Genomic DNA, 24,002 nt, shown 5'->3' with positions numbered 1-24,002 from the left:
TCTTGCCGCTCATAAATTGTTCAAGAGCTTTCTTCTCTAGTTCTTGTTGTTCTGTATTTGTCATCTTATCTGAATAATGTGTAAATTAAAAATTTAGTATTCAGACAAGGTTATATTTACACTCTCTTTGTAATATTTGATTGTTTTTCTTGTCTTGCTTTTTTTGCTGTTCTTTCTCTTGCTTTTCTTCTATTTTCAGCTCTTTGTGCGTCTGAAATAAAGGGTCTTCGGGCTGTATTATTATTATTATTAGAAGTATTATTATTATTATCAGCCCCAAAAGCACTATTAATGTGCCTCAATTTCTGGGAATTACTCTTTTTGTCATTAATAAGCGTTTTTAGATCTATTTCCATTAATCTCGCATATTTCTCTGTATGGCTAGTTATATTTCGTTGTATTTGATTATAAAGTTTGTATGAAGGTATTTTGCCACTAGCATTTGGAAATTTTTTTTGAGCATCGATTACAAAACTTTTGAAAGGTTCTTTATTTTTGTTGCGATTCACTATAACTTTAATTTTAGCTTTTTCGCTCTTGTTTTCATCACCCCCCCCATTCCATAATTTAGGAGTAAATCCCATTTCGTTATATTGACTTATAGTAAATTCCATATTGTTTTTTATTTTATTTTATTAAATGATTTTAGAGTAATCATCATGTTGATTATGACCTACTTTTCATTATAAAAACATTTAGTGTATAAGAATACCCTAAAAAAGTAGTTTTTTTATGACACGTTTCGTTTTTATAGTTCTGTTTATGTTCTACTGTATTATATATATATCCTAATAATAATCTTCCCTCTCGCGGTAGGCATCACATTTCAGCTTGTACCTGAGGGGAAAAATGATGTTTACCCTTCTATACAGTCAGTATTTGATAGAAGAAAACGACCAGATCGAGTGATCTTTCGAAATGAAAATGAAGTATTGAACAAAAAATCACCAGTATCAGTACAATCCCTCTTTTCCAGGGAGCTGCTGTTAATATGGCTTTTATAACAAGTTATGCTTTACTATAGATCCTGTTAAAAATTGTTAAAAGTGTTTCGGTTAATTGAAAATTTCAAAAAGCTCAATTCTTTTGATACTAGTAAAAAAACCTTATAAATAGGATTGATTTTATCTGATTACAAGTTTGTTTTGGTCAGACAGTATGATGTGTTCTTTTGGTGGCATAGACAGATATTTTCTCACAAAGAAGATCGAGGAGTTTTTTATTGGTTTCTAAATCGTTGATTATAGAGAGTTTGGTTTTGTCCTGCAAATTTTTCTGCGTACTAAATAATTCATAATAATACGCAATCCCCTTTTTTAGATTATCCGAAAAAGTAATGAGATATTTGGTTTGTTTATCGGTGATATCCTCTTTTATTTCGTCTATCTTTTTTGATAAGAACTCCAGGTAAATCGTAAGTTCTTTTATAAACATATTAGGGCGATCTGTTCTGGTAATTATGTTGGTTCTTCCGTATATATGATCTATGGTTTCAGATAAGCTTACTTCTTTTGAGAAATAAGCTATATTGGGTCCTGGGCATATAGAAACTCCGTCTCCTTCTACGCTGGTATCCAGGTTGTTTGCGAGCAGTGCAGCGGTTCCTAAACCAACACATACACAGGATTTTTCTACAATTTTATTATATTCGTTCTGATACTTTTCTGGAGAGAGGTTTTCTTTTTCCAGCTGTTGTAGTTTTAGGTATTGATATTGTCTGGAGGCAGTACAGAGAACTTTTTCAGGAAATTCATGATTTAAAGCTACATATTTTTTAGGACAGGAACTACCAGGTCTTCCTTTAGAAATCAAATTAAATTTTTCTATATCCTTTGTATTATTTCTAAGGTTATTAAAAGGAACTCCCAGCGGAGAGATGTTACTCAAATAGAGATCTTCTTCTTTGGCTTTTATTAGTTTTTTTAAGGTATGGTTATCAACAGTAGTCGCTTCTGGCACAAGGAGAAATGGGGTTCCCCAACCTACAGAATCTACCTGGTAATGATCAAGTAAGAATTGATGTTCTTCTGCAGTGCCTACACCTCCTTGGGCAGTGATTTTGAGAGGTAATTCTATGGTAGGGACTATTTTACCTTTTTGTGATAATGCCCTGGTCAAAATTTCTTGAACAGATTGTCTTAGTTCTTTTCTGGAATCCCGGAATTTTGCTAATATAGGTCCCAGAAGATGTCCATCTGTTGCAAAAGCATGTCCGCCACAATTAAGCCCGGATTCAATCCTGTATTCTGAGACCCACAATCCTTTTTTGGCAAGGTATTTCCCTTGAATCAGAGCAGATCTATAATCACTAACCTTTAGCACTATTCTTTTTTTGAAAGTTCCGTTTTTGGTAGGGTAGAATTCCTCAAAATTTTCTAAATAATTGTATAATCTGGGGTTCATTCCTGCAGAAAGTATGAGTGAAGAAGTAAGATTGCTATTTGCATATCCTCGCAAAGCGGCATGAGCATCATTATAAGCGATGGGTAGTTTTTCCTTTTCGTAATAATTGTCTTTATCTACTTTGGTCATGATATTTACATCGATGCTTCCCATAGATACATGCGTATGTATCCAGCTTTTAATATCTTTTAGAGTTGCGTGATTCGAAATCAGATTCGTGAATTCTTTTTTTAAGGATGAAGAATCTGGTAGTATCGACATATATTCTCTTAACTCATTACTGGTCTCAATAGCGCTGTTTTTGAAATCCTCAAATTTTTTGCTAGCCAGCTCATGAATTAGATTAAGATAGGATGTAATTCGTTTTGCTCTGAAGTCCTCTGTTTTTTCTGTGATTTCGTTGTATGGGATTTCAAATTTGCTACAGTACATTTTTCTTAGTTTTTCTATAAGAATGTCATCTACCAAAGAAATAACAGAGTCAATGCCATATCTAGAAACTTTAAGCGGAGTGTCTATAGTATATCCAATCCCCATAACAGGAATATGAAAAGAATGTGATGTTATCATGATATATCAATTTTGGGTAAAGACACTATAATATAATGATATAGACTATGATATTTATCATAAAAAGATTTGCTTTTTCATCCCTAGTGATTATTGGGATCACTTATCTAGTATGATCGGGAATAGACGATTTTTATATTTTGAAAGATTTTTGATGAAATTTAGAATTTATTTTTTGAAGCAGATGCCATAGCATAAAACAATTAAAAATAAATCAAAATTTCGCAAAAAGATACACATTTGATTTTGCTGTATTTCCGACCAGACTATCTATAGGAATCCTCAATTATTTGTAGAACAAGCCTATTATAATCAAAGTTAAAAATAGTATTAACAGGGGACAATCTGATTGTGTCTATAGCTGATAAATATCATAGTTTCTGGACTTGTTGTTTGCTAGTTTTGGGGCATAACATAACCCTAGTTGTACTAATGAGAAACGTATTATTACCAACTGATTTTTCTGACAATGCATGGAACGCAATATGCTATGCGTTACAGTTTTTTAACAATGAAGAATGTACCTTTTTTCTCTTGCATACATATACCCCTGTATCTTATAGTGTAGTGCACCTTTTAGAAAACCCAATGCCTTATGGATTAGAAGATATTGCAGCAATGAATTCTATGAGTAGATTAGAAAATATTGAAAAAAAGATACAAGAAGAACACCATAATACTAAACATCATTTCAAAAAAATTTCAGCATTTAATGTATTCATTAATGAGATTATTGATACGATAAATCGGTTTGATATAGATCTTATTATTATGGGCACAAAAGGGGCTACTGGAGCAAAGGAAATTTTTATAGGAACCCAAACGATGTATACGCTCAAAAAAGTTAAGTGTCCCGTGATAGCTGTTCCCTCTGATTTTGAATACAAAAAACCGAAAGAAGTTTTGTTTCCTACAGATTATTACCTTAATCCATCCAACAAATATATCCCCTTAGTCAAGGATATTTGTAACAAGCAGAACTCCAGGTTCCATATTCTTACTGCATATTATGGAGTCGATCTGGATCAGAATCAAGAAGAAACAAAAGCATTTTTAGCTCTTTTTTTTAAGGATAATAGTCATGTTTTTCATACAGCAGATGGTATGGACGTAGAAGAAGCTATAGAAGACTTTCAGCAGCAGTATAAGATTGATTTATTAGTAATGATACATAATGAACATTCATTTTTTGAGAATTTATTATTTAAACCAGTAATCAATCAAATTGCTTATCACACGAATATTCCATTTTTAGTTATTCCCTCTGAGAAGAGGATACAAAAAGCAGTTTAAATTACATAAGATCATGAAAAGAATACTAGTTCCCACGGATTTTTCAGATAATGCCTATAGCGCTCTTTTTTATGCTACTCGTTTATTTCAGAATCAAGCGTGTCAGTTTTTTATACTAAACACTTTTGAGGTGAATACTCCTGTATTAACCAGTAGGATTGATAAGAAAAAAGGAAAGGTGTTATATCAAAAACTAAGTGCCGAATCTCAAGAGTTACTGGCAGAAACTCTTCATAGTATTCATAGAGATACAGAGGATCTTACACATACTTTTGAGACACTATCTATTTCTAAAGATTTGATAGAAAGTATTCATAAAACGATTAAAAATAAAAACATTGATCTGGTAGTTATGGGAACAAAAGGTGCAACGGGAGCTTCAGCACTTTTTATGGGTAGTAATGCGATAAAAGTAATTCAAAAAGTAAAAAATGCTCCAATAATATTAGTTCCAAATGAGTATGATTTTGAAAAAACAGTGACAATTGCTTTCCCTACAGATTTTAGAAGATATTATGTGCCTGAAGAAATAAAACCATTAGTTGATATTGCTTCTTTGTTTAAGTCTGATATCAGGATTTTTTATATTTATGAAAATGAGACCTTAGATGATATACAAGAATATAACTACAATTCCCTTAAGAACTGCATAAAAGACTTATCCCATAGTATTCACTGGATACCAAGACGTGATGAGAAGTCAAAGCTGATTCATGAGTATATAGCACAGCTAAACATAAATCTGTTAGTCATGGTCAATTATCGTCATAGCCTTATAGAAGCGGTAACTCGAGAACCCGTTATCAAAAAAATAGGGTTTGATCCGTCAGTGCCTTTTCTGGTAATACCCGAAGCGAGTTGATAATTATCATAGTTTTTTGATAGTGAGTATCATACATTCGTATGAATAACCCGTAAAAATACACCGAATGAAAAAGAAGATCTTATTACCTACAGATTTTTCAAAAAATGCCTGGAATGCGATAAGTTATGCTATCGAACTGTATAAAAATTCTCCCTGTGACTTTTATGTGCTGAATACATTCAATGCTTCTGGTTATGCACTGGAAAGTATGATGATTCCCGAACCTGGCGAAAGAATTTATGAGGAAGTAAAACGAAAATCAGAAAAGGGATTGTCAAAAATTTTAGAACGACTTTCTTTTAGGGATGAGTCTCCGGATCATAAGTTCTTTATGGTTTCGCAGTTTAATAGTTTATTAGATGGTATTAAGGAGTTTGTCGAAAAGCAAGATATAGAAATGATTATTATGGGAACAAAAGGCGCTACAAATGCTGGTAATATTGTGTATGGAAGCAATACTATATTAGTGATGGAAAAAGTGAGGAATTGTCCTGTGATGGCAATTCCAGAAGAAGTACTCTATACAGTACCAAAAGAAATTGTTTTTCCTACTGATTATAAAATGTATTTTAAACGCAGAGAACTTCAATATTTAATCGATATAGCTAGAATAACCAATGCTGCTATCAGAATGTTACATATAACGAATAATAAACTACTAGATAAAGAGCAGGAAAACAATAAAAATTTATTACAGGAGTATTTTGAAGGAGTACCGCATACATTTCATACCTTGAGTAATGTGGATGTACATGGAGGTCTCAGTGCTTTTGTAGAAAGCAGGAATAGTGATATGATTACATTTATTAATAGAAAGCATAGTTTTTTCGGGAGTATATTCTCAAGACCGATGGTTAAAGATCTGGGCTGCCATTCTAAAGTGCCTGTATTAGCGTTACACGATTTAAAAAATTAAAAAGTATATAATAATACCATTTGCCATTTGAATTTACTGGAATAACGTGTTCTTCTTTTTACCTCAGCTTCAGCATAAAAATAAACCGTAGCGTTGCTATGATTGATTTTTCTTTTCCAGTTAATTAAAAAGACAATTGATATAAATACATTATAGAAAAATGAATAAATACGTTACCTATATTTTTTTGGGAGTGATGTTCTTAACAAGTTGTATTTCTAGTGAACTTGTCGAAAACTGGAAAAACCCGGATATTAATACCTTTGAAGTAAATAAGGTATTGGTAGTAGGAATGACTTCTGATACCGAAGGAAGAAAGATATTTGAAAAAAAGCTTGTCAATACTTTAAAGAAGAATGGTGTTATTGGAGAACGAAGTCTCGATTTTTTTGAAAAATCATTTACAAGTTCCCCAAAAACTGAGGAAGACCTCAAGGTCATTGAAGGTGAGCTTATAAAAGCTGGTTTTGATGCAATACTACTTTCTAAAGTACTAGCCGTAGAAGATAAAATGACAGTGGTACAGGCATACCGAAATTTTGATAAAAACTTTAAAAGCTTTCGGGATGATTATTATGAATCCCAGGATATCTATCATAATGATGACTATTATGAAGTGTTTGAGGTATATCATGCAGAAACCTCATTATACTGCATATGTCCTGATAAAGAACGAGAACTTATCTGGAAAGGCTCTATTGATATTACAGATCCTGAAAATATAAGAAAAGCAGTAGGAGATTATGTAAAAGTATTAATCTGGGCACTAAAAGGGCAAAAACTTTTAATCATAGACCAAGAATTGACTCATGAAGATTTTGATATATAGTGCCAAAGATTTTGAGATACCTTTTTTAGAAAAAGCTAATAATGATGTGTGTCATATTAAATATGTTAAAGAACGACTGACTTCCAAAACAGCGATGATGTCTTTGGGATTTGATATAATCTCTATTTTTTCTGCAGACGATGCCTCTTCTAAAGTTTTAGAATTATTAAAAGATTTTGGAATTGAATATATCACATTACGTTCTGCGGGGTATGATAACATAAATTTAAAAACAGCCCAGAGATTAGGAATAAAAGTTGGATATACTCCAGAATATTCACCTCATGCAATTGCAGAACATGCTGTAGCATTACTATTGGCATTAAACCGAAAATTGATTACAGCCAACCATCAAGTACATTCATATAATTTTTCACTTAGTAATCTTGTTGGATTTGATCTTAAAGGTAAAACAGTTGGCATCATAGGAATGGGAAGCGTAGGAAAAGTAATTGCTAAGATTCTACATGGATTTGGGTGCAGAATATTGGCGTATGATCTTATCAGAGATGAAAAATTTGCAAGACAGTATGGTGTCACATATCTTACTATTTCTGATATATGCATACAATCTGATGTTCTGATGCTAAGCATACCGCTTACCACAGAGACAAGTCATATGATCCACGCAGAACGTATTCAGTTAATGAAGCGCACTGCTTTTATTATTAATGTTGCCAGAGGGGCTGTGGTGAATACTTTGGATATAATAGATGCTTTAAAAAAGAAACAGATTGCCGCTTATGGATCAGATGTATATGAATATGAGAGTGGAATCTTTTTTTATGATCATTCTGTAGATAAACTTGATGATGATTTACTACAACAATTAATAGATTTTCCTAATGTACTGATAACGCCTCATCAGGCATTTGCAACTGCAGAAGCGTTGACAAATATTGCAGAAACAACCTTCCATAATATTAACTGTTGGAAACAGAATGAGGCTTCTCCCTTTGAACTTATTCCAGTAAATTCAAACAACAACTAGTATAAGTAATAATTTGACTACACCTTTGTGTATTGTATAATCAGTTGCTGGATGGAGCAAGTCCATCCAGACTGTATTCTTGGTCATAACTTGATTGTGTGTAGCCAGTAGAAATCAAATCCAAGAAATGAGATCCATTCATATTAATCCCATGAGGAAAGGCCAATGATCTCGCCATTTGGTCCCACAAAAAAAGTGTATTTATCGCGAGCGTAGTTCTCATTTTCTAATTCATATCCCTCTTCTTTTAACTTATCTCCAATTGGGCCTATATTATTGACTTTAAGCATGATGTGGTTATGATTGGTGTTTCCAATCGGTCCTATCGTGTGCAGAAATTCTGGTGCGGTTACTGATAGACCAATCTCCAAATCATTCGCTCTCAATTTCATCACTAGCATTCCTTCAAGCCCTGGTCCATGAAGAACTTCGGCGTCAGCCAATTTAAAACCGAGAATCTCACGATATAGTTTCAGGGTTTTTTCGAGTTCGAGTACATGCACACTGATGTATCTCAAGCCAGTGACCTTTGATTGTGGTTCACTTTTTTTATCCACAACAGGTGAATCCGCCTTTTGAGCAGAACTACAAACGGTACCTACTATTATAAATACTGCAAGGAAGCAGTATTTTCTAATGAGGTTTAATTCAGTATTGTTGTCTTTTTTGCTCGTACTAATATAAATTTTCATAATAATTTTCGTAATAAATCTCGATTTTGTAAAACTATGATAATTTATGATGACTCACAAAAAATCATGTGGAATAGAAAACAGATCTACATTTTTCACAATGAATGAGTACTTGATTTCAGATTTCAACGATATATTGAATAGACTAAATGAGGATGACAGATGACACCAACGCGTACCTCAAACTGCAAATTTTACATTGATTTACAAATTCAATTGTTTAAAAATTATATGCTTATCCGTTTGTTTTCCTGATGAGGAAAGTTGCAAATCGGCTTTTAAAGCCTACAGGCTAAAACAAGGTATTATACGATTTATAACTAAAAATTTCGCATATTCATCGTTTCTTTTTCCTTTCTACTTCGTTTAAAAAATAAACCGTAGCTATAGCTATGCTTGATTTTTTTGCCTTGCATAAAGAAAAAATAATTCAATGAATTTATACGAATTTTTTAATCACAAATCGTATTACGTGTAAAAAGTGTGGTTGTACCTCTCACTATTGGAAACAATACCGAGAGTAATGGGAATGTAAAAAATGTAAGTATCGTACTACTTTGAAAAGTGGAACAGTGATGCATGGTAGTAAATTATCTTTTCAATATTGGTTCATTGCTATGCACTTTCTTACTAGCACTAAGAAGTCGTTTTCAGCAAAAGAAGTCCAGCGTCAGTTGGGTCATAAGCGCTATGAGCCTATCTGGGCGATGATGCACAAGCTAAGAAGTGTCATGAGGCTTAGGGATGATGAGTATACCTTAAAGGAGGAGATAGAACTGGATGAAGGTTTTTTTGAGACAGTCTCTATAACAAGGGATAAATGAACCATTAAAACGTGGACGAGGAAGCCAACGTTAAACCACAGTCCTAGTAAGTGTAGAATCTAGAGACGCTGGAGATGATCATGATCCTAAAAAACATGGCAAGAAGAAAAAGGTAGGGTATTTAAAAATGAAAGTTGTTGAATCTTTAAAAAAGGAATGCATAACCCAAAAGGTCACAAAATCTGTAGAGAAGAATACAAAAATAGTAGCAGACAAGTCTACTAGCTATGTGGATTTAGAAAAGGACTTTGAAATAGAGTCCAAGGTCATCCCCAAAAAGGATGTTGTAAAGGTGTTGCCTTGGGTACATACTGCTATAAGCAATGCCAAAAGGTTGTTCTTAGATGTACATCATAGAATAGATGATGATTTTTTACAGAATTATCTCAATGAATTCTGTTATAAATTCAACAGACGTTACTTTAATGACCTCTTCGATAGGCTGATTATAGCAGCGGTTTCATATAGATGGAATTATCTTGGGGAACCTTGCGGATAAGCATAAAAATTTATTGTTAAATCCAGAGGCATATGGCATCTTATCCTGGTGTTAGCAGTGCCTTTCATCAAATCTTAATTATTGATTGCAAATCACCATTCTCAACTTAAACACACCCTTTCCTGTTTATTCTTCAAAATAAAAAGCATTGATAGTGTTGGTATCTGTGAATTTTCTTTCTCGCCTGAATTAAAAAATAATTTGATTCAGTTTGTGGTGATTTTACCCAAGATTTAAAAATTATTTCTATAAAAAATTATAAAAAGTTGAGATGAGCTTATTAAAATACAAGGCTGATCATAGTGCCTTTTCCTTCAATACTATGAATCTGGATTTTACCATCGTGGAGCATCATAATTTGTTTGCATAGACTTAAACCAATACCGCTACCATTTTTTTTGGTAGTAAAAAAAGGAACAAATATCTTATCCATGATTTCGTCAGGAATTCCTTTTCCGTTATCTGCAATTCTAATGATTATACTACTTTCTATATCTCTTTGAACCGATAATGTAACTTTGGGCTCTGCAGCGTGCTGACATGCTTCTACAGCGTTTAGAATCAGATTTATCAGTACCTGCTCTATTAAATATTTGTCTATTTCTATTTCTACATCAGTCATCTCTGGAGTAAAACTCAATTCGATATTTTTATGATGTAAAGAGGGGAGCATCAAATTTAGCATAGTTTCGAATAAATCCCGTATCCTGACTTTACCGAGATTTAAACTGGTGATTTTGTTCAGACTTCTGTATGTTTTTGCAAATTTCATCAAGCCCACACTTCGTTGTTGAATACTTTCAATACCCATTTTGAGATCGTGTATCTCTAGTGGGGATTGTTCCGGGTTGTCAATGGTAGACTGTATATTTGATTGTAAGGTTTCTGCCAGTGAAGAAATAGGGGCAATAGAATTCATAATTTCATGAGTCATCACACTGAGTAGTTTCTTCCAGGCTTCAGATTCATTTTTGTTTAATGTTTTATCAATATTTTGAATTACTACAAGTTTAAAAGAGTCTTCCTGAATTTTAAAAACAGAACTGGAAATCAGTAGTTGAACTTTATCGTTATCAACAGCAACCGTCACTGTATTGCTATTTGCATGATTTTCTTTAAAAATAGCTTGATACACTTCAATTTTTCGCTTTTCTACAAATTTTATATTCTTTAGAGAAGGTATTCCCAGTGTATTTTCAAAAGAGTCATTCGACCATAAAATATCACCAGTTTCTATATTATAGGCAATGATTCCGGTATTGATCATTTCTAGTATTTTCTGAAGATATAGGTACTGCGCCTCTTTATTGTTATTAATCTCCAGAATCGTTCTGTTTACCTCATTAAATCCTCTATGTAATTGTCGTAAGTCCTCAGGTCCGGATCGTTCATTAAACCACCTGGAAAAATCTCTGTATTTTACAGCTTCAAAAAAGTCATCCATTTCTGTGAATCTTTTTAGAATAAACCTATAGAGATGACCGAGAAAAAAAAGGACTAGTATTGCCGAGAAGACAATGATGTAATAATTTTTGTAATTGACGGCAAAAGCCAAAACAGTCAGCGATATGAATAAAATAGCAACCCGAATAAAAAGTGCAATTTTATATTTTTTATAGGTCATATTTATTAAGTCTTCGGTATAAAGCTGTTCTTGTTATCCCTAGTTCTTTTGCAGATTTAGAGATATTCCCATTATTTTTTTCAATCACTTTCAAAATGGTATTTTTCTCTACATCTTCCAGGTTTAGGTTTCTGGGCACTACAACACTTTCTTGTTGTCTTTCTATCGGAGAGAATACTAAATCTTGCGCTGATAAGGTGGTTTCATCCGTCATAATCACAGCTCTTTCTAATGCATATTGTAGTTCTCTGACATTTCCGGGAAAATGATACATAGTAATTTTCTTAGAAAAACTATCATCTATTTTGAGCGCAGGTTTGAGATATTTTTCTGAGTATACCTCTATAAAATGTTTTGCTAATATAATAATATCTTCTCCTCGTTCTTTTAATGGAGGTACCATAACCTCTACCGTATTGATTCGGTAAATAAGATCTTTTCTGAACCGGTTCTCATCTGCCAATGAATGAATTCCCACATTGGTAGCACAAATTAATCGGATATCTATAGGGATGGGTTGATTCGCTCCCAGTGGGGTTACCTGTCTGTTCTGTAGTACTGTTAATAATCTTGCTTGTTGTTGTAATGTAATATTTCCAATTTCATCCAGAAAGAGTGTACCTCCTTGCGCAGCTTCAAATCGTCCTTTTCTGTCTTCTCTGGCATCTGTAAAGGCTCCTTTTTTGTATCCAAATAATTCACTTTCAAACAGTGTGGCTGTCAATGCACCTACGTCTACTTTGATAAATGGTTTATCTTTTCGGAGGGAATGATCGTGGATTGCTTTGGCAATAAGGTCTTTTCCTGTACCGTTTTCACCCAAGATTAAAATATTGGCATCAGTAGGAGCTACTTTTCTGATCTTAAAAAAAACATCCGCCATTACGGGGCTCTCTCCTAGTAGTTTATTGCCATTAACTTCGGGGTTCCATTTTTTGGAGGTATCTGATTTCTTTTTTTCTATAATATCAGTGATAGCCTGAACCAGCTTTTCATTTTTCCAGGGTTTTACTAAAAAATCAGAAGCTCCATCTTTAAGAGACCGTATGGCAAGATCCATATCCCCATAAGCTGTAATTAAAATAACTGCTACCTGAGTATTGAATTCCTTAATTTTTTTTAACCAATAAATACCTTCATTGCCTGTATTGATAAGACCATTAAAATTCATATCCAGGATAACAACATCAAATGTTTGCTTACTCAGAAGTGATAAAAGATTGTTTGGATTCTTTTCTGTGATGACTTCTTTTACCAGAGATTTTAGTAATAAACGCATGGCGGTTAATACATCTGTGTCATCATCAATAACCAATATGTTTGCATTTTTTAATCGCATTCCTACAATATTACAACATTTTAAGACTGATCAAAAAAAATGAGGACTAATTTAAATAGGTGTACGAATGTATCGATATCGAACATAAGTTGTATCAAAACCGAACACTTATGATACAATTATTTTTATTAAATATCTGATTTTAAGTAGTTTATATTTTTGGCACGATCATGACAGTGAATACATAAAATAATTAATCACAATGGACGTACCGATCAAGAAAAAGAGATTTAACATAGCAAGGATGGCTCTCATAGCTGGAGTGATACTCTTTTTAGCACTTATGATTTTTGTATTTATTTCTTCTACAGGAAATTCTAAATTAAAAGTAGCCGTAGAACGTGTTACTATAAGTGAGATACGAGAAGGAACGTTTCAGGAAAATATACCGGTAAATGGAGTCGTACTTCCTATTACGACCATTTACTTAGATGCTCTGGAAGGAGGAAGAGTAGAAGAAAAGTTTGTAGAGGACGGGGCGATTATGAAAAAAGGAGAACCCATCCTAAGACTATCAAATACGGATTTAGAACTGAGTCTCATCAACCAGGAAACATCTGTATATAATTTGCTAACGCAAATGCAAATCTCACAAAATGCTGCAAGGCAGAACACCATCAATCGATTAAATCAAAAAACGGACGTAGAGAACGCATTTATAGAAGCAGAAAGAATGTATAACCTAAACAAAAAGTTGTACAGTAAAAAAGTGATCGGGCGCCAGGAATATGAAGCATCAGAAAATAACTATAACTATCAGAAAAAAAGAAGAGAGTTAGCCAAACAGATTGTAAAAGAAGATGCTATTGCGACAAAGCAAGAATTAACACAAGGGAAAAATTCCTACGCCCGAACACAAAACGCACTGGAACTGATGCGTAAAAAAGTAAGCGACCTTGTCGTGAGAGCACCAGTTGATGGCCAACTCACATCACTGGATGCAGAAATCGGACAATCAAAAAATAAAGGAGATCGGTTAGGACAGATCGATGTACTCAGTGGGTTTAAAGTACGTGTAGATATAGACGAATATTATATCTCCAGAATATATATTGGTCAGTATGGTACCTATCAATTTAATGAAACTACCTATACACTCATCATTAAGAAAGTATTTACTCAGGTAACCAATGGTAGATTTCAGGTAGATATGGAGTTTGAAAAAGAAGTGCCAGAAAGTATTCGAAGAGGACAAACATTACAGATGAGAATCGCATTGAGTGATGAGAAACAAACACTTTTGATCCCCAAAGGAGGCTTTTTTCAACAGACCGGAGGTAATTGGATTTTTAAAGTAAGTGAGAACGGGAAAACTGCTTACAAAGTCGATACACAATTAGGAAGCCAAAACACAGAATACTATGAAGTATTACAAGGGTTGAATCCCGGTGATAAAGTAATAACCTCGAGTTATGATAACTATAGCGATATACAAGAACTTATTTTAGAACAATAATTATGATAAAGATTACAGAACTAGAAAAATATTATGCTACAGAAGAAGTACAGACGATAGCATTGAATAAACTTTCTTTTGAAATAAAAGAAGGAGAGTTTGTAGCCATTATGGGCCCATCGGGTTGTGGAAAATCAACTCTGTTAAATATTCTGGGATTACTAGATGATCCGGATGGAGGTAATTTTATTTTTAATGATATCGATGTAACTGATTTTAACGAACGTAAAAGAGCAAATCTGCGTAAGCATAATATCGGGTTTATATTTCAGAGTTTTAATCTAATTGATGAACTTACTGTTTTTGAAAATGTAGAACTCCCTCTAATCTATACCGGAGTTAAAGTTGCTGAACGAAAAAAACGAGTGGATGAAGTACTTGAAAAAATGCAAATTATGCATAGACGCAATCATTATCCGCAACAATTATCAGGAGGACAACAGCAGCGAGTTGCAGTTGCCAGAGCAGTTATTAATGACCCAAAACTGATCTTAGCCGATGAACCTACCGGGAATCTGGATAGTAGCAATGGTAATGAAGTGATGCAACTACTCACAGAGCTAAACGATCAGGGAACTACTATTATTATGGTAACACATAGTGAACAAGATGCTAAATATGGTCATCGCATTATCAGAATGCTGGATGGACAAAAAGTTACAGAGAATATATTAGTATAAGCCACTCATAAAAATCATCTATCAAAAAAACGAACAATCATGATCAGGAATTATATAAAAATAGCATTCAGAAATCTTTGGCGTAAAAGAGGCTTTTCATTTCTAAACATAGCAGGATTAGCCATAGGAATGACAGCAAGTTTTTTTATTTTCTTATATGTAGGTTTTGAACTTAGTTATGACCAGTTTCATACTAAAGGAGATAACATTCATAGAGTAGTCGCAGATATTAAAACCCCTACGGGTACTATGGAATTTAGTATTCCATCCTGGGCAGTACCGCCTAATTTAGAGAAAGAATTCCCTGAGATAGAATCTGCGGTTCGTATTTTGGGTCTTAATATGCTGGTTCGAAAAGATGATATTAAGTTTAATGAAACTAATGCTATTGCCGCGGATTCGACTTTTTTCAAGGTTTTTGATTTTAAATTACTGCAAGGTGATCCTAACAGTGTTATAAAAAAACCCTATAGTATTGTCTTATCAGAAACGTCCTCAAAAAAATATTTTGGAGATCAAAATCCAATAGGAAAAACATTAAAAATAACAGAAGAAGGTTTTGTAGCTACAGTAACCGGAGTGATGGAGGACATACCAAAAAACTCCCATATCAACCCAGAAATGGTTCTTTCTCTAACTACCTATACCCAAAGTCTTCATAAAGAGCGAGATAGTCAATGGGGTAATTATGACCCTGCGGCATATATATTGGTAAACCCTAATACTGATATTCAGCAACTACAAGCTAAGTTTCCTGATTTTTTAGAAAGAAAAAATGGAGAAGAAATGAGAGAAGCTCAGATGCAAGTAACCTTATTTCTAGAGCCTTTAAAAGAGGTATATCTATATTCCAGTCGTGGGAGAAATGGAGGAGGAAGTATTGATAATGTTTACATATTTTCTATCATTGCTATCTTCATCTTATTAATTGCGTGTATTAATTTTATCAATTTAACGACTGCAAGATCTGTAGAACGAGCAAAAGAAGTAGGGATACGCAAAGTAGTAGGAGCAGAAAAGGGGCAATTAGCTTTTCAGTTTATAGGAGAATCGATAATTATAAGTTTGATAGCTTTTGTAATTACTATTATTTTGACGGCTCTATTACTTCCTGTTTTTAATGATCTGGCAGGTAAAATTGTGAGTGAAGGTATTTTATCTACTCCAATGCTTATCCTCAAATTATTTATGATATCATTGTCAATAGGAGTATTGGCAGGTGTATATCCATCATTTGTATTATCTTCTTTTAGTGCGATTCATGTGCTAAAAGGAAATTATGCCACCGGTACAAAGGGAGTTTTATTAAGAAAAGGCTTGGTTATTACTCAATTCACGATTTCTATTGCGCTGATTATAGGAACAATCATCATTTATAATCAGATGAATTTTATGAGAGATCAGGAATTAGGGTTTAATAAAGATCAAATCCTTGTTTTGGGTGCTAATGCATCTCCATCTCAAAAATTATTACAACGTTCTATAGAAAATATTTCGGGAGTAACATCTACAAGTCTTACTTCCAGTGTTCCTGGAGGGGGTAATGCCACGGCATATTCTCAACTACAGAATAAGACTGGAGCTATGCAGATCGCAAATATGGCGGCTTATTTTGTAGACGAAAATTTCATGCCCCAATTTGATCTAAAAGTTATTGCCGGAAGGGGTTTCTCAAAAGACTTTGCATCAGATTCTACACAAGCCATGATCATAAATGAAGAAGCTGTAAAAATGTTGGGATATAGTTCTCCAAAGGAAGCTATCGGAGTCAAATTTGATCAATGGGGGCGTACCGGCAAAATCATTGGAGTTGTAAAAGATTTTCATTATCGATCCCTCCATCAAAATATAGCTCCACTTACCATACGTATAGAAGCGAGTGAATATGATCTTATTACAGCTAAAGTAAGTTCACAAAATATTAAACAAACAATAGCAGCCATAGAAGATAGCTGGAAAAGAATAGTACCAGATCAACCATTTGAATACTATTTTCTGGATGAAGCCTTTAATGAACAATATGAAAGCGAGGAGAATTTTGGAAATCTGTTTTTAAACTTTGCCATATTAGCCATATTAATTTCATGCTTAGGATTATTAGGATTATCAGCCTATAGCACACTCCAGAGAAGAAGAGAAATAGGAATCAGGAAAGTAGTCGGAGCTTCTGTGTCTGGAATCATAAATCTTTTGTCTATAGATTTTCTAAAACTGGTTTTAATTGCCTTTTTAATCGCTTCTCCACTAGCTTGGTATATGATGCATACATGGTTACAAGACTTTGCCTATAGAATCAATATTCAATGGTGGATGTTTGTTGTTGCAGGAATTTCTGCCCTATGTATAGCAATGCTTACGATAAGTTTTCATGCGATAAAAGCATCTCTTATAAACCCAGTCAAGAGTTTACGAACAGAATAAATTAATCATCAATCAAAAAAACGAACAGTTATGTTACACAATCATGTTAAAAATTCATTTCAAAATAGTACTAAAAAAACAGGATTAAGAAGTATGAAATTCATCCTTATAATTCTTATGCTCTCGGGCAGTATGAGTGTCAGATCACAAACAAAAATCATTAGAGTAGATACTTTTGAAAAGATAATTATTAGCCCACACATTCAAGTAACTTTTAAAAAAGGTGATACAGAAACGGTAGCGATAGAAGATGCTACGGTTTCATCTGATAAAATAAATGTAGAAGTCCTGGGAACAACATTACGTGTATACCTGGATGATGCTAAAACAACGACAAAAAACAAAACTGTTTATATGAATGGAAGAAAGCAAATACAACCTATTTACAAAGGAACAGTTCTTAAAGCGGTCATTACCTATAAAAACCTAAAGGAACTTTCGCTGCGAGGAGAGCAGACTTTTGTTTGTGAAAGTTTATTGGATACAGAGAACTTTCGCCTTAAAATTTATGGAGAATCAGAAGTATATCTCAATCTGGTACAATTAAAAACACTACATACTACTATCTATGGAGAAAGCTACCTGGAGATAAAAAAAGGGAGTATTGAGGAACAAAAAATTACGGCCTATGGTGAAAGCAAGATAAACACCCTGGGAGTGGATAACAGGTCAACCAAAATTACATCATACGGGGATGGAAGTTACAGGTTTACGATATCTGATAATCTTAAAGTTACGGCTTTTGGAGAAACGACTGTCGCGTATCAAGGGAATCCTGATGTAGATAAAGGAATTGTCATAGGCGAATCCACCATTCGTAAAATGCAATAGCAGTAAATTCAAATAGCAAATGATAGTATAGAAGAAGTAAACCAGCGATACTCTGTCTGCCCCATATGAGGATCAAATAAATGAATAGTCATGATTAGAAATTATTTAAAAATAGCATTTCGAAATATCTGGAAGAATAAGACCTATAGTTTTCTAAATATTTTTGGGTTAGCAATTGGTATTACTTGTGCGAGTCTTATCTTTCTTTGGGTAGAAGACGAAGTGAACTTTGATTCGTTTCCAAAACAAGATCAAGTGTATTATGTGCCTACAAATCAAAAATATGAAGGAGAGTGGCGAACATTCTACTCTACTCCAGGACCATTGGCTGCAGCACTCAAAGATGAAATACCCGGAATAATGGGATCCGCCAGAACTACCAGTCAGGATTTATTATTTACTGTGGGTGAAAAAGCAATCACCAGAAGAGGAAGGTATGCAGATGTGGATATTTTTGAAATTTTCAGTCTGTCATTTATCGAAGGAACGATAACTGATGTTTTTAGAAATCGAGAAGCCATTGTACTTACAAAGGAAACAGCAACACAACTTTATGGTGAAAACGTCAATGTTTTAGGCAAAGTGATTCGGGTAGATAATAAGACAAACTATGTAATTACCGGAGTGATAGAAAATTTACCTGAAAATGTAACATTTGATTTTGACTGGATTGCACCTTTTGATAGGTATGCTGTAGGAGAAGAATGGATGCTAGGATATGGTAACAATTTTGCAGATACATTCGTTGCGCTTTCTCCTAAGGCTAATTTTGAAACCGTAGATAAACAAGTAAGATCTATAATTGCAGAAAAAGACGAAGGGAATGATACCTATGCCTTTTTGCATAGTATAAAGGACTGGCATTTACGCTCTGATTTTGAAGGCGGGAAAAAAGTAGGAGGACGTATCACCTATGTACGATTATTCATCGTCATTGCCTTGATTATACTACTTATCGCCTGTGTCAACTTTATGAATTTATCGACTGCCAGAAGTGAAAAACGCGCGAATGAAGTCGGTGTAAGAAAAGCAATGGGGTCAGGACGATCCAGATTGATTTTTCAGTTTATTACAGAAGCACTGATCATGGCTTTTATAGCAACCATGGTAAGTATATTTTTACTATTGATTTTATTACCTCAGTTTAATATTCTTATAGAGAAAAATTTGATGTTAGGATTGAGCAATCCACTTCATATCATCGCTTTAACAGTTATAACATCGGTTTGTGGAATTTTTGCAGGTCTGTATCCGGCATTTTACTTATCCGCATTCAAACCAATAGAAGTCCTGAAAGGTATGAAAGTAACGCATGGCAGCGCTGCTTTTATTCGTAAAGGTTTGGTTGTGGGACAATTTACAATCTCTACTGTTTTTATCATTAGTACCCTATTGGTGTACCAACAAATTCAGCATGTAAAAAACAGAGATTTGGGATATAATAAGGATCAATTGATAAGAATGAAAGTTAATGGCGATATGATCAAGAATTTTTCTGTGATAAAACAAGAACTGATTACTACCGGAGCTGTCAAAAATATAGGAGTAAGTAATTCACAAATACTTTCTGGAGGCAACAATGGAGCAGGCCTTACATGGCAGGGAGGTAACAATACAGAAGATGTTTTGATTTCTTTTAGGTATATAAATGCAACGTTTATCGAAACCACCGGCATGGAAATTATAAAAGGCAGAGGATTTAGTACTACGATAGCGAAGGATAGCACAAATATTTTAATTAGCCAGTCATTTGCAAAACTTTTGGGCGATGGAGACCCTATAGGAAAAAAGATTATGCGTAACAAGTCCTATACGGTGATTGGTGTCGTTAGAGATTATTTATATGGAGATATGTATGGCACTAGTGATCCGGTTATGTTTTTTAATGACCCTGAACCTGCAAGATATGCGTACATACGCACAAAATCGGGGATAGCGACAGACACGGCACTTTCAAAAATTGAAAAGGTGATGAAAAAAAATAATCCAGCATTTCCATTCGAATATACGTTTGTAGATGATATGTTTAATGATAAGTTCAAAAGTGAAAATCTGATTGGTAAACTCTCCCGGATATTTGCCGCTTTAGCAATATTAATCTCTTGTTTAGGGCTATTTGGACTCGCTGCATATACTGCCGAGCAGAGAAGTAAAGAAATTGGGGTACGCAAAGTATTAGGAGCAAGTGTTACTCGTATTGTAAGACTGGTATCAAAGGATTTTCTGAAATTAGTAATAGTCTCCATTATTATAGCAATGCCGCTTGCCTGGTTTGCTATGAAAAGCTGGTTAGATGGATTTGCCTACAGAATTGATATTAACTGGTGGATATTCTTACTTGCAGGTTTTGGAGCAATCATCATTGCACTGTTAACTGTGAGTTTTCAAACAATCAAAGCAGCTGTGGCTAATCCAATCAAAAGTTTACGAACAGAATAAATCAATCATCAATCAAAAAACGAGTAGCTATGATTAGGAATTATTTTAAAATAGCGTGGAGGAATATTGTAAAAGAAAAAATGTTTACCATCATAAAAATTGGAGGCTTTGCAGTAGGAATTGCGGCATGTATATTAATTACGTTGTTTATACGGGATGAACTTAGCTATGATGATCATTATAAAAATACAGATCAGATATATCGGGTAGTAGCAGAATATAAAGTAAATGGAGAGAAATTAAAGAGTGTGCATTTTCAATTGCCATTTGCGGATGTTTTAGAGTCGGATTTTCCAGAGGTTCTAAAAGCTGGTAAATACAATACTAGTGAACTTTTTGGAGCAGGTCAAAAGTCAGTAAAACTTGAAGGAACAGATCAAAATATGTTTGAAGACGGTTTCATCTTTGCGGATCAGGAATTGCTGGATATACTGGAGATTCCTCTGGAAGCAGGAAATGCCAGGACTGCTTTGACCGAACCATACAGTATTGTGATTTCTAAGTCAAAAGCAGATACATATTATCCTGATGAGAATGCTATAGGAAAAATGTTGATTTTGGATAATGATACCCAAAGATCTTATAAAATTACAGGAGTGATGCAGGAAATGGCAAGAAACTCACATTTTAACTATGATTTTTTAATGGAAATCGAGGATGAAAATATGAGCTGGAGTAATAATAATTATTTTACATATGTGCTAGTTGATAAAAAAACGGATATCCAGCAATTAGAGAAAAAGATGTTTTCTATTGTAGAAAAATATGTGATACCAGCTTTTGGAGGGCGTGGCAGAAGTCAGGATTTTCTAAAAGTGATCAAGGATAGTAAATTTACATTGCAACCTGTTACAGATATACATCTAAGATCTACGCTGGATATGAATGATGGGTTAAAACACGGAGATATCCGTTTTGTATGGTTATTTGCAGCAATAGCTATATTTATTTTGTTATTAGCCTGTATTAATTTCATCAATTTATCAACCGCAAAATCTGCTAATAGGGCTAAAGAAGTGGGATTAAGAAAAACCATTGGAGCTTTCAGAGAAAATCTAATCGTGCAGTTTATTACAGAGGCAATTGTATTTAGTGTTATTTCATTTATACTAGGAGTATTATTCACCTGGGTATTACTACCAGGATTTAATAAGATTGCCGCAAAAGAATTGATAATACCTTGGGCGGATTGGTGGTTTTTACCTTTAATTTTGATTTCGGCATTGATAATAGGGATTATAGCAGGTCTTTACCCAGCTTTTTACTTGTCAGGTTTTAAGCCGGTAAATGTCTTAAAAGGAAGTCTTAGTATCGGAAGTAAGAGTGGGAAATTGAGAAGTGGTTTGGTCGTATTTCAGTTTACAACTTCCATTATATTAATTATTAGTACACTTGTTATATATCAACAAATGGATTATATCCTTAGTAAAAAATTAGGATATAACAAAGAACAGGTAGTAATCATACAAGGAACCAATATACTAGAAAGTAATGTGGAGTCTTTTAAGAATCGTTTGTTACAAATTCCAGCTATTACTCAGGTAACTGCAAGTGATTATTTACCGGTAGAAGGAACAAAGCGAAATGGAAATACGTTTCAGAAGGTGGGAGAAGGAAATCTGGATAAAAGTGTTCCCGGTCAGATATGGCGTGTAGATCATGGCTATATTAAAACCTTGGGTGTTCATATTAATAAAGGAAGAGATTTTTCTACAGAGTTTTCCTCAGATACTATAAATTCTATTATCATTAATAATAAAATGGTAAAAGAATTTGGTTTTAAAAACCCTATTGGAGAACAAATTTCTAATGGACAAATCTGGAATATTATAGGAGTAGTTGATGATTTTCATTTTAGATCCTTAAAAGAAGATATAAGGCCATTAGCTCTGGTAATAGGTAATAGCCCGGGAATGATTTCTGTAAAATTGAATACAGATGAGGTTAGTAAGGTACTGGCATCAGTAGCTCAGCTTTGGGATAGTACAGTTCCTAATCAATCATTTAGGTATACGTTTCTTGATCAAAAATTTGCATTGATGCATGAAGATGTAAGTAGAATGGGAGCAATTTTCAACAGCTTTACCCTTTTTGCCCTTTTGGTAGCCTGCTTAGGATTATTTGCACTTTCAGCTTTTATGGCAGAACAGCGAAAAAAAGAGATCAGTATTCGATTGGTATTGGGCGCTTCTTTTAAAAGTATCTATAGGTTATTGACTGTTGATTTTTTGAAACTGATTATCATTTCCATACTACTTGCTATGCCAATAGGTTGGTATCTGATGCATAAATGGCTGGAGGATTTTGTATACCGAATTCAAATGAACTGGCAAGTTTTTATGATCTCTGGGTCTATCGTACTACTCATAGCGATACTAACTGTAAGTTATCAATCTATAGGAGCGATATTGATGAAACCAATCAAAAGTTTACGAACAGAATAAATCAATCATCAATCAAAAAACGAATATAAATTTTATAGAAAAATATGGTGCTTTTACAACTAAAAAATATAACAAAATGGGTAAATTCTGGAAGAAATAGAGTTCATCTTTTAAAAAATATAAGTCTTGATGTTCAGGAAGGAGAATTTATTTCAATAATGGGGCCATCCGGTTCAGGGAAATCTACATTACTTCATGTCCTGGGTATGTTGGATGATTTTAATGAAGGAGCCTATAACTTTCTGGAAGAATCGGTACATAAACTTAAAGAAAAGCATAGAGCAAACCTTTATAAAGAATACATAGGTTTTGTTTTTCAGGCATATCATTTGATCGATGAATTAACAGTCTATGAAAATATAGAAACACCATTATTATATAAAAAAATAGCATCTTCTGAGCGCAAAGCATTGGTTGCGGACACATTAGATCGGTTTAATATTGTGGGTAAAAAAAATCTTTTTCCTACCCAGCTTAGCGGAGGACAACAACAATTAGTTGGTATAGCAAGGGCATTAATTGGCAGTCCTAAATTAATCCTGGCAGACGAACCTACAGGAAATCTCAATTCTAAACAAGGTGAAGAAATTATGGAACTTTTTAAAGAGTTAAATAATGAAGGTGTCACCATCATTCAGGTAACACATTCAGAAAAAAATGCTGCGTATGGATCACGTGTCATTAATCTGCTCGATGGAGCAATAGCAATAGGCCCAGATTAGATAATGTGAATACCATTACCTAGTTCTTGAATTTCTACAGGAAGTGTAATTATAACCCTGTCTCAGGGTTAAGCCCCAGGAGGGCTCTGGGAGCTAGCTCCCAGAGCCCTCCTGGGGCTTGGTCGCTAAATCAAGTGCCACTCGATCTTCAAATCTAATATATA

Annotated in this window: 17 protein-coding genes and 1 pseudogene; 13 read left to right on the top strand and 5 right to left on the bottom strand. The window is 33.9% G+C overall.

The window, feature by feature from the left end; genetic code table 11:
- Positions 1 to 116: 116 nt before the first annotated feature.
- Together F0000_RS24345 and F0000_RS24340 are read right to left on the bottom strand one after the other, a co-directional pair.
- Positions 117 to 614 (bottom strand): hypothetical protein, encoded by a 498-nt coding sequence (locus tag F0000_RS24345; RefSeq protein ID WP_149627330.1) that lies wholly within the window; start codon positions 612 to 614, stop codon positions 117 to 119.
- Positions 615 to 1,149: 535 nt separating this feature from the next.
- A complete protein-coding gene (locus F0000_RS24340) occupies positions 1,150 to 2,973 on the bottom strand; it encodes a hypothetical protein (protein WP_149627329.1) in 1,824 nt (607 codons plus the stop codon).
- Between the two features lie 432 nt (positions 2,974 to 3,405).
- Between F0000_RS24340 and F0000_RS24335 the strand changes: the two genes are divergently transcribed.
- The 5 genes from F0000_RS24335 (at position 3,406) to F0000_RS24315 (ending at position 7,867) form a co-directional block, all read left to right on the top strand.
- Complete coding sequence (locus tag F0000_RS24335; RefSeq protein ID WP_149627328.1) at positions 3,406 to 4,266, top strand: universal stress protein; 861 nt, start codon at positions 3,406 to 3,408, stop codon at positions 4,264 to 4,266.
- Between the two features lie 13 nt (positions 4,267 to 4,279).
- On the top strand, positions 4,280 to 5,128 hold the full coding sequence (locus F0000_RS24330) for a universal stress protein (RefSeq protein WP_149627327.1): 849 nt from the start codon (positions 4,280 to 4,282) through the stop codon (positions 5,126 to 5,128).
- Between the two features lie 67 nt (positions 5,129 to 5,195).
- On the top strand, positions 5,196 to 6,047 hold the full coding sequence (locus tag F0000_RS24325; protein WP_149627326.1) for a universal stress protein: 852 nt from the start codon (positions 5,196 to 5,198) through the stop codon (positions 6,045 to 6,047).
- 160 nt (positions 6,048 to 6,207) lie between these two features.
- Complete coding sequence (locus tag F0000_RS24320) at positions 6,208 to 6,876, top strand: hypothetical protein (RefSeq protein ID WP_149627325.1); 669 nt, start codon at positions 6,208 to 6,210, stop codon at positions 6,874 to 6,876.
- A complete protein-coding gene (locus F0000_RS24315) occupies positions 6,857 to 7,867 on the top strand; it encodes a 2-hydroxyacid dehydrogenase (RefSeq protein WP_149627324.1) in 1,011 nt (336 codons plus the stop codon). Before F0000_RS24320 ends, F0000_RS24315 begins: the two co-directional genes overlap by 20 nt.
- A 143-nt stretch (positions 7,868 to 8,010) precedes the next feature.
- On the opposite strand, the gene F0000_RS24310 is transcribed toward F0000_RS24315, so the two are convergent.
- Positions 8,011 to 8,559, bottom strand: a complete 549-nt coding sequence (locus F0000_RS24310; RefSeq protein ID WP_149627323.1) for a VOC family protein — start codon at positions 8,557 to 8,559, stop codon at positions 8,011 to 8,013.
- A gap of 497 nt (positions 8,560 to 9,056) precedes the next feature.
- Between F0000_RS24310 and F0000_RS28440 the strand changes: the two are divergent.
- A pseudogene (locus tag F0000_RS28440) lies at positions 9,057 to 9,882 on the top strand (IS1595 family transposase); the annotation flags it as partial.
- A gap of 280 nt (positions 9,883 to 10,162) precedes the next feature.
- Here F0000_RS28440 and F0000_RS24295 read toward each other — a convergent pair.
- Together F0000_RS24295 and F0000_RS24290 are read right to left on the bottom strand one after the other, a co-directional pair.
- Positions 10,163 to 11,326, bottom strand: a complete 1,164-nt coding sequence (locus tag F0000_RS24295) for a PAS domain-containing sensor histidine kinase (RefSeq protein WP_368668147.1) — start codon at positions 11,324 to 11,326, stop codon at positions 10,163 to 10,165.
- 169 nt (positions 11,327 to 11,495) lie between these two features.
- Positions 11,496 to 12,845, bottom strand: a complete 1,350-nt coding sequence (locus tag F0000_RS24290; protein WP_149627319.1) for a sigma-54 dependent transcriptional regulator — start codon at positions 12,843 to 12,845, stop codon at positions 11,496 to 11,498.
- A 202-nt stretch (positions 12,846 to 13,047) separates the two neighbouring features.
- On the opposite strand from F0000_RS24290, the gene F0000_RS24285 reads away from it, so the two are divergent.
- The 7 genes from F0000_RS24285 (at position 13,048) to F0000_RS24255 (ending at position 23,838) form a co-directional block, all read left to right on the top strand.
- Positions 13,048 to 14,301 (top strand): efflux RND transporter periplasmic adaptor subunit, encoded by a 1,254-nt coding sequence (locus F0000_RS24285; protein WP_149627318.1) that lies wholly within the window; start codon positions 13,048 to 13,050, stop codon positions 14,299 to 14,301.
- Positions 14,302 to 14,303: 2 nt separating this feature from the next.
- Entirely contained in the window at positions 14,304 to 14,981 is a 678-nt protein-coding gene (locus F0000_RS24280; protein ID WP_149627317.1) for an ABC transporter ATP-binding protein, read from the top strand.
- A gap of 39 nt (positions 14,982 to 15,020) precedes the next feature.
- On the top strand, positions 15,021 to 17,402 hold the full coding sequence (locus tag F0000_RS24275; protein WP_149627316.1) for an ABC transporter permease: 2,382 nt from the start codon (positions 15,021 to 15,023) through the stop codon (positions 17,400 to 17,402).
- A 30-nt stretch (positions 17,403 to 17,432) separates the two neighbouring features.
- A complete protein-coding gene (locus tag F0000_RS24270; protein ID WP_255452879.1) occupies positions 17,433 to 18,233 on the top strand; it encodes a head GIN domain-containing protein in 801 nt (266 codons plus the stop codon).
- A gap of 90 nt (positions 18,234 to 18,323) precedes the next feature.
- Positions 18,324 to 20,672, top strand: a complete 2,349-nt coding sequence (locus tag F0000_RS24265) for an ABC transporter permease (protein ID WP_149627315.1) — start codon at positions 18,324 to 18,326, stop codon at positions 20,670 to 20,672.
- A gap of 29 nt (positions 20,673 to 20,701) precedes the next feature.
- A complete protein-coding gene (locus F0000_RS24260; RefSeq protein ID WP_149627314.1) occupies positions 20,702 to 23,116 on the top strand; it encodes an ABC transporter permease in 2,415 nt (804 codons plus the stop codon).
- Between the two features lie 47 nt (positions 23,117 to 23,163).
- Positions 23,164 to 23,838 (top strand): ABC transporter ATP-binding protein, encoded by a 675-nt coding sequence (locus F0000_RS24255; protein WP_149627331.1) that lies wholly within the window; start codon positions 23,164 to 23,166, stop codon positions 23,836 to 23,838.
- The last annotated feature ends 164 nt before the right edge of the window (positions 23,839 to 24,002 follow it).

This window comes from Aquimarina sp. RZ0 (assembly GCF_008370685.1).
Lineage (GTDB): Bacteria > Bacteroidota > Bacteroidia > Flavobacteriales > Flavobacteriaceae > Aquimarina.
Note: the sequence above shows the minus strand (reverse complement) of the source record. Positions and strands in the feature narration are given on the sequence as shown.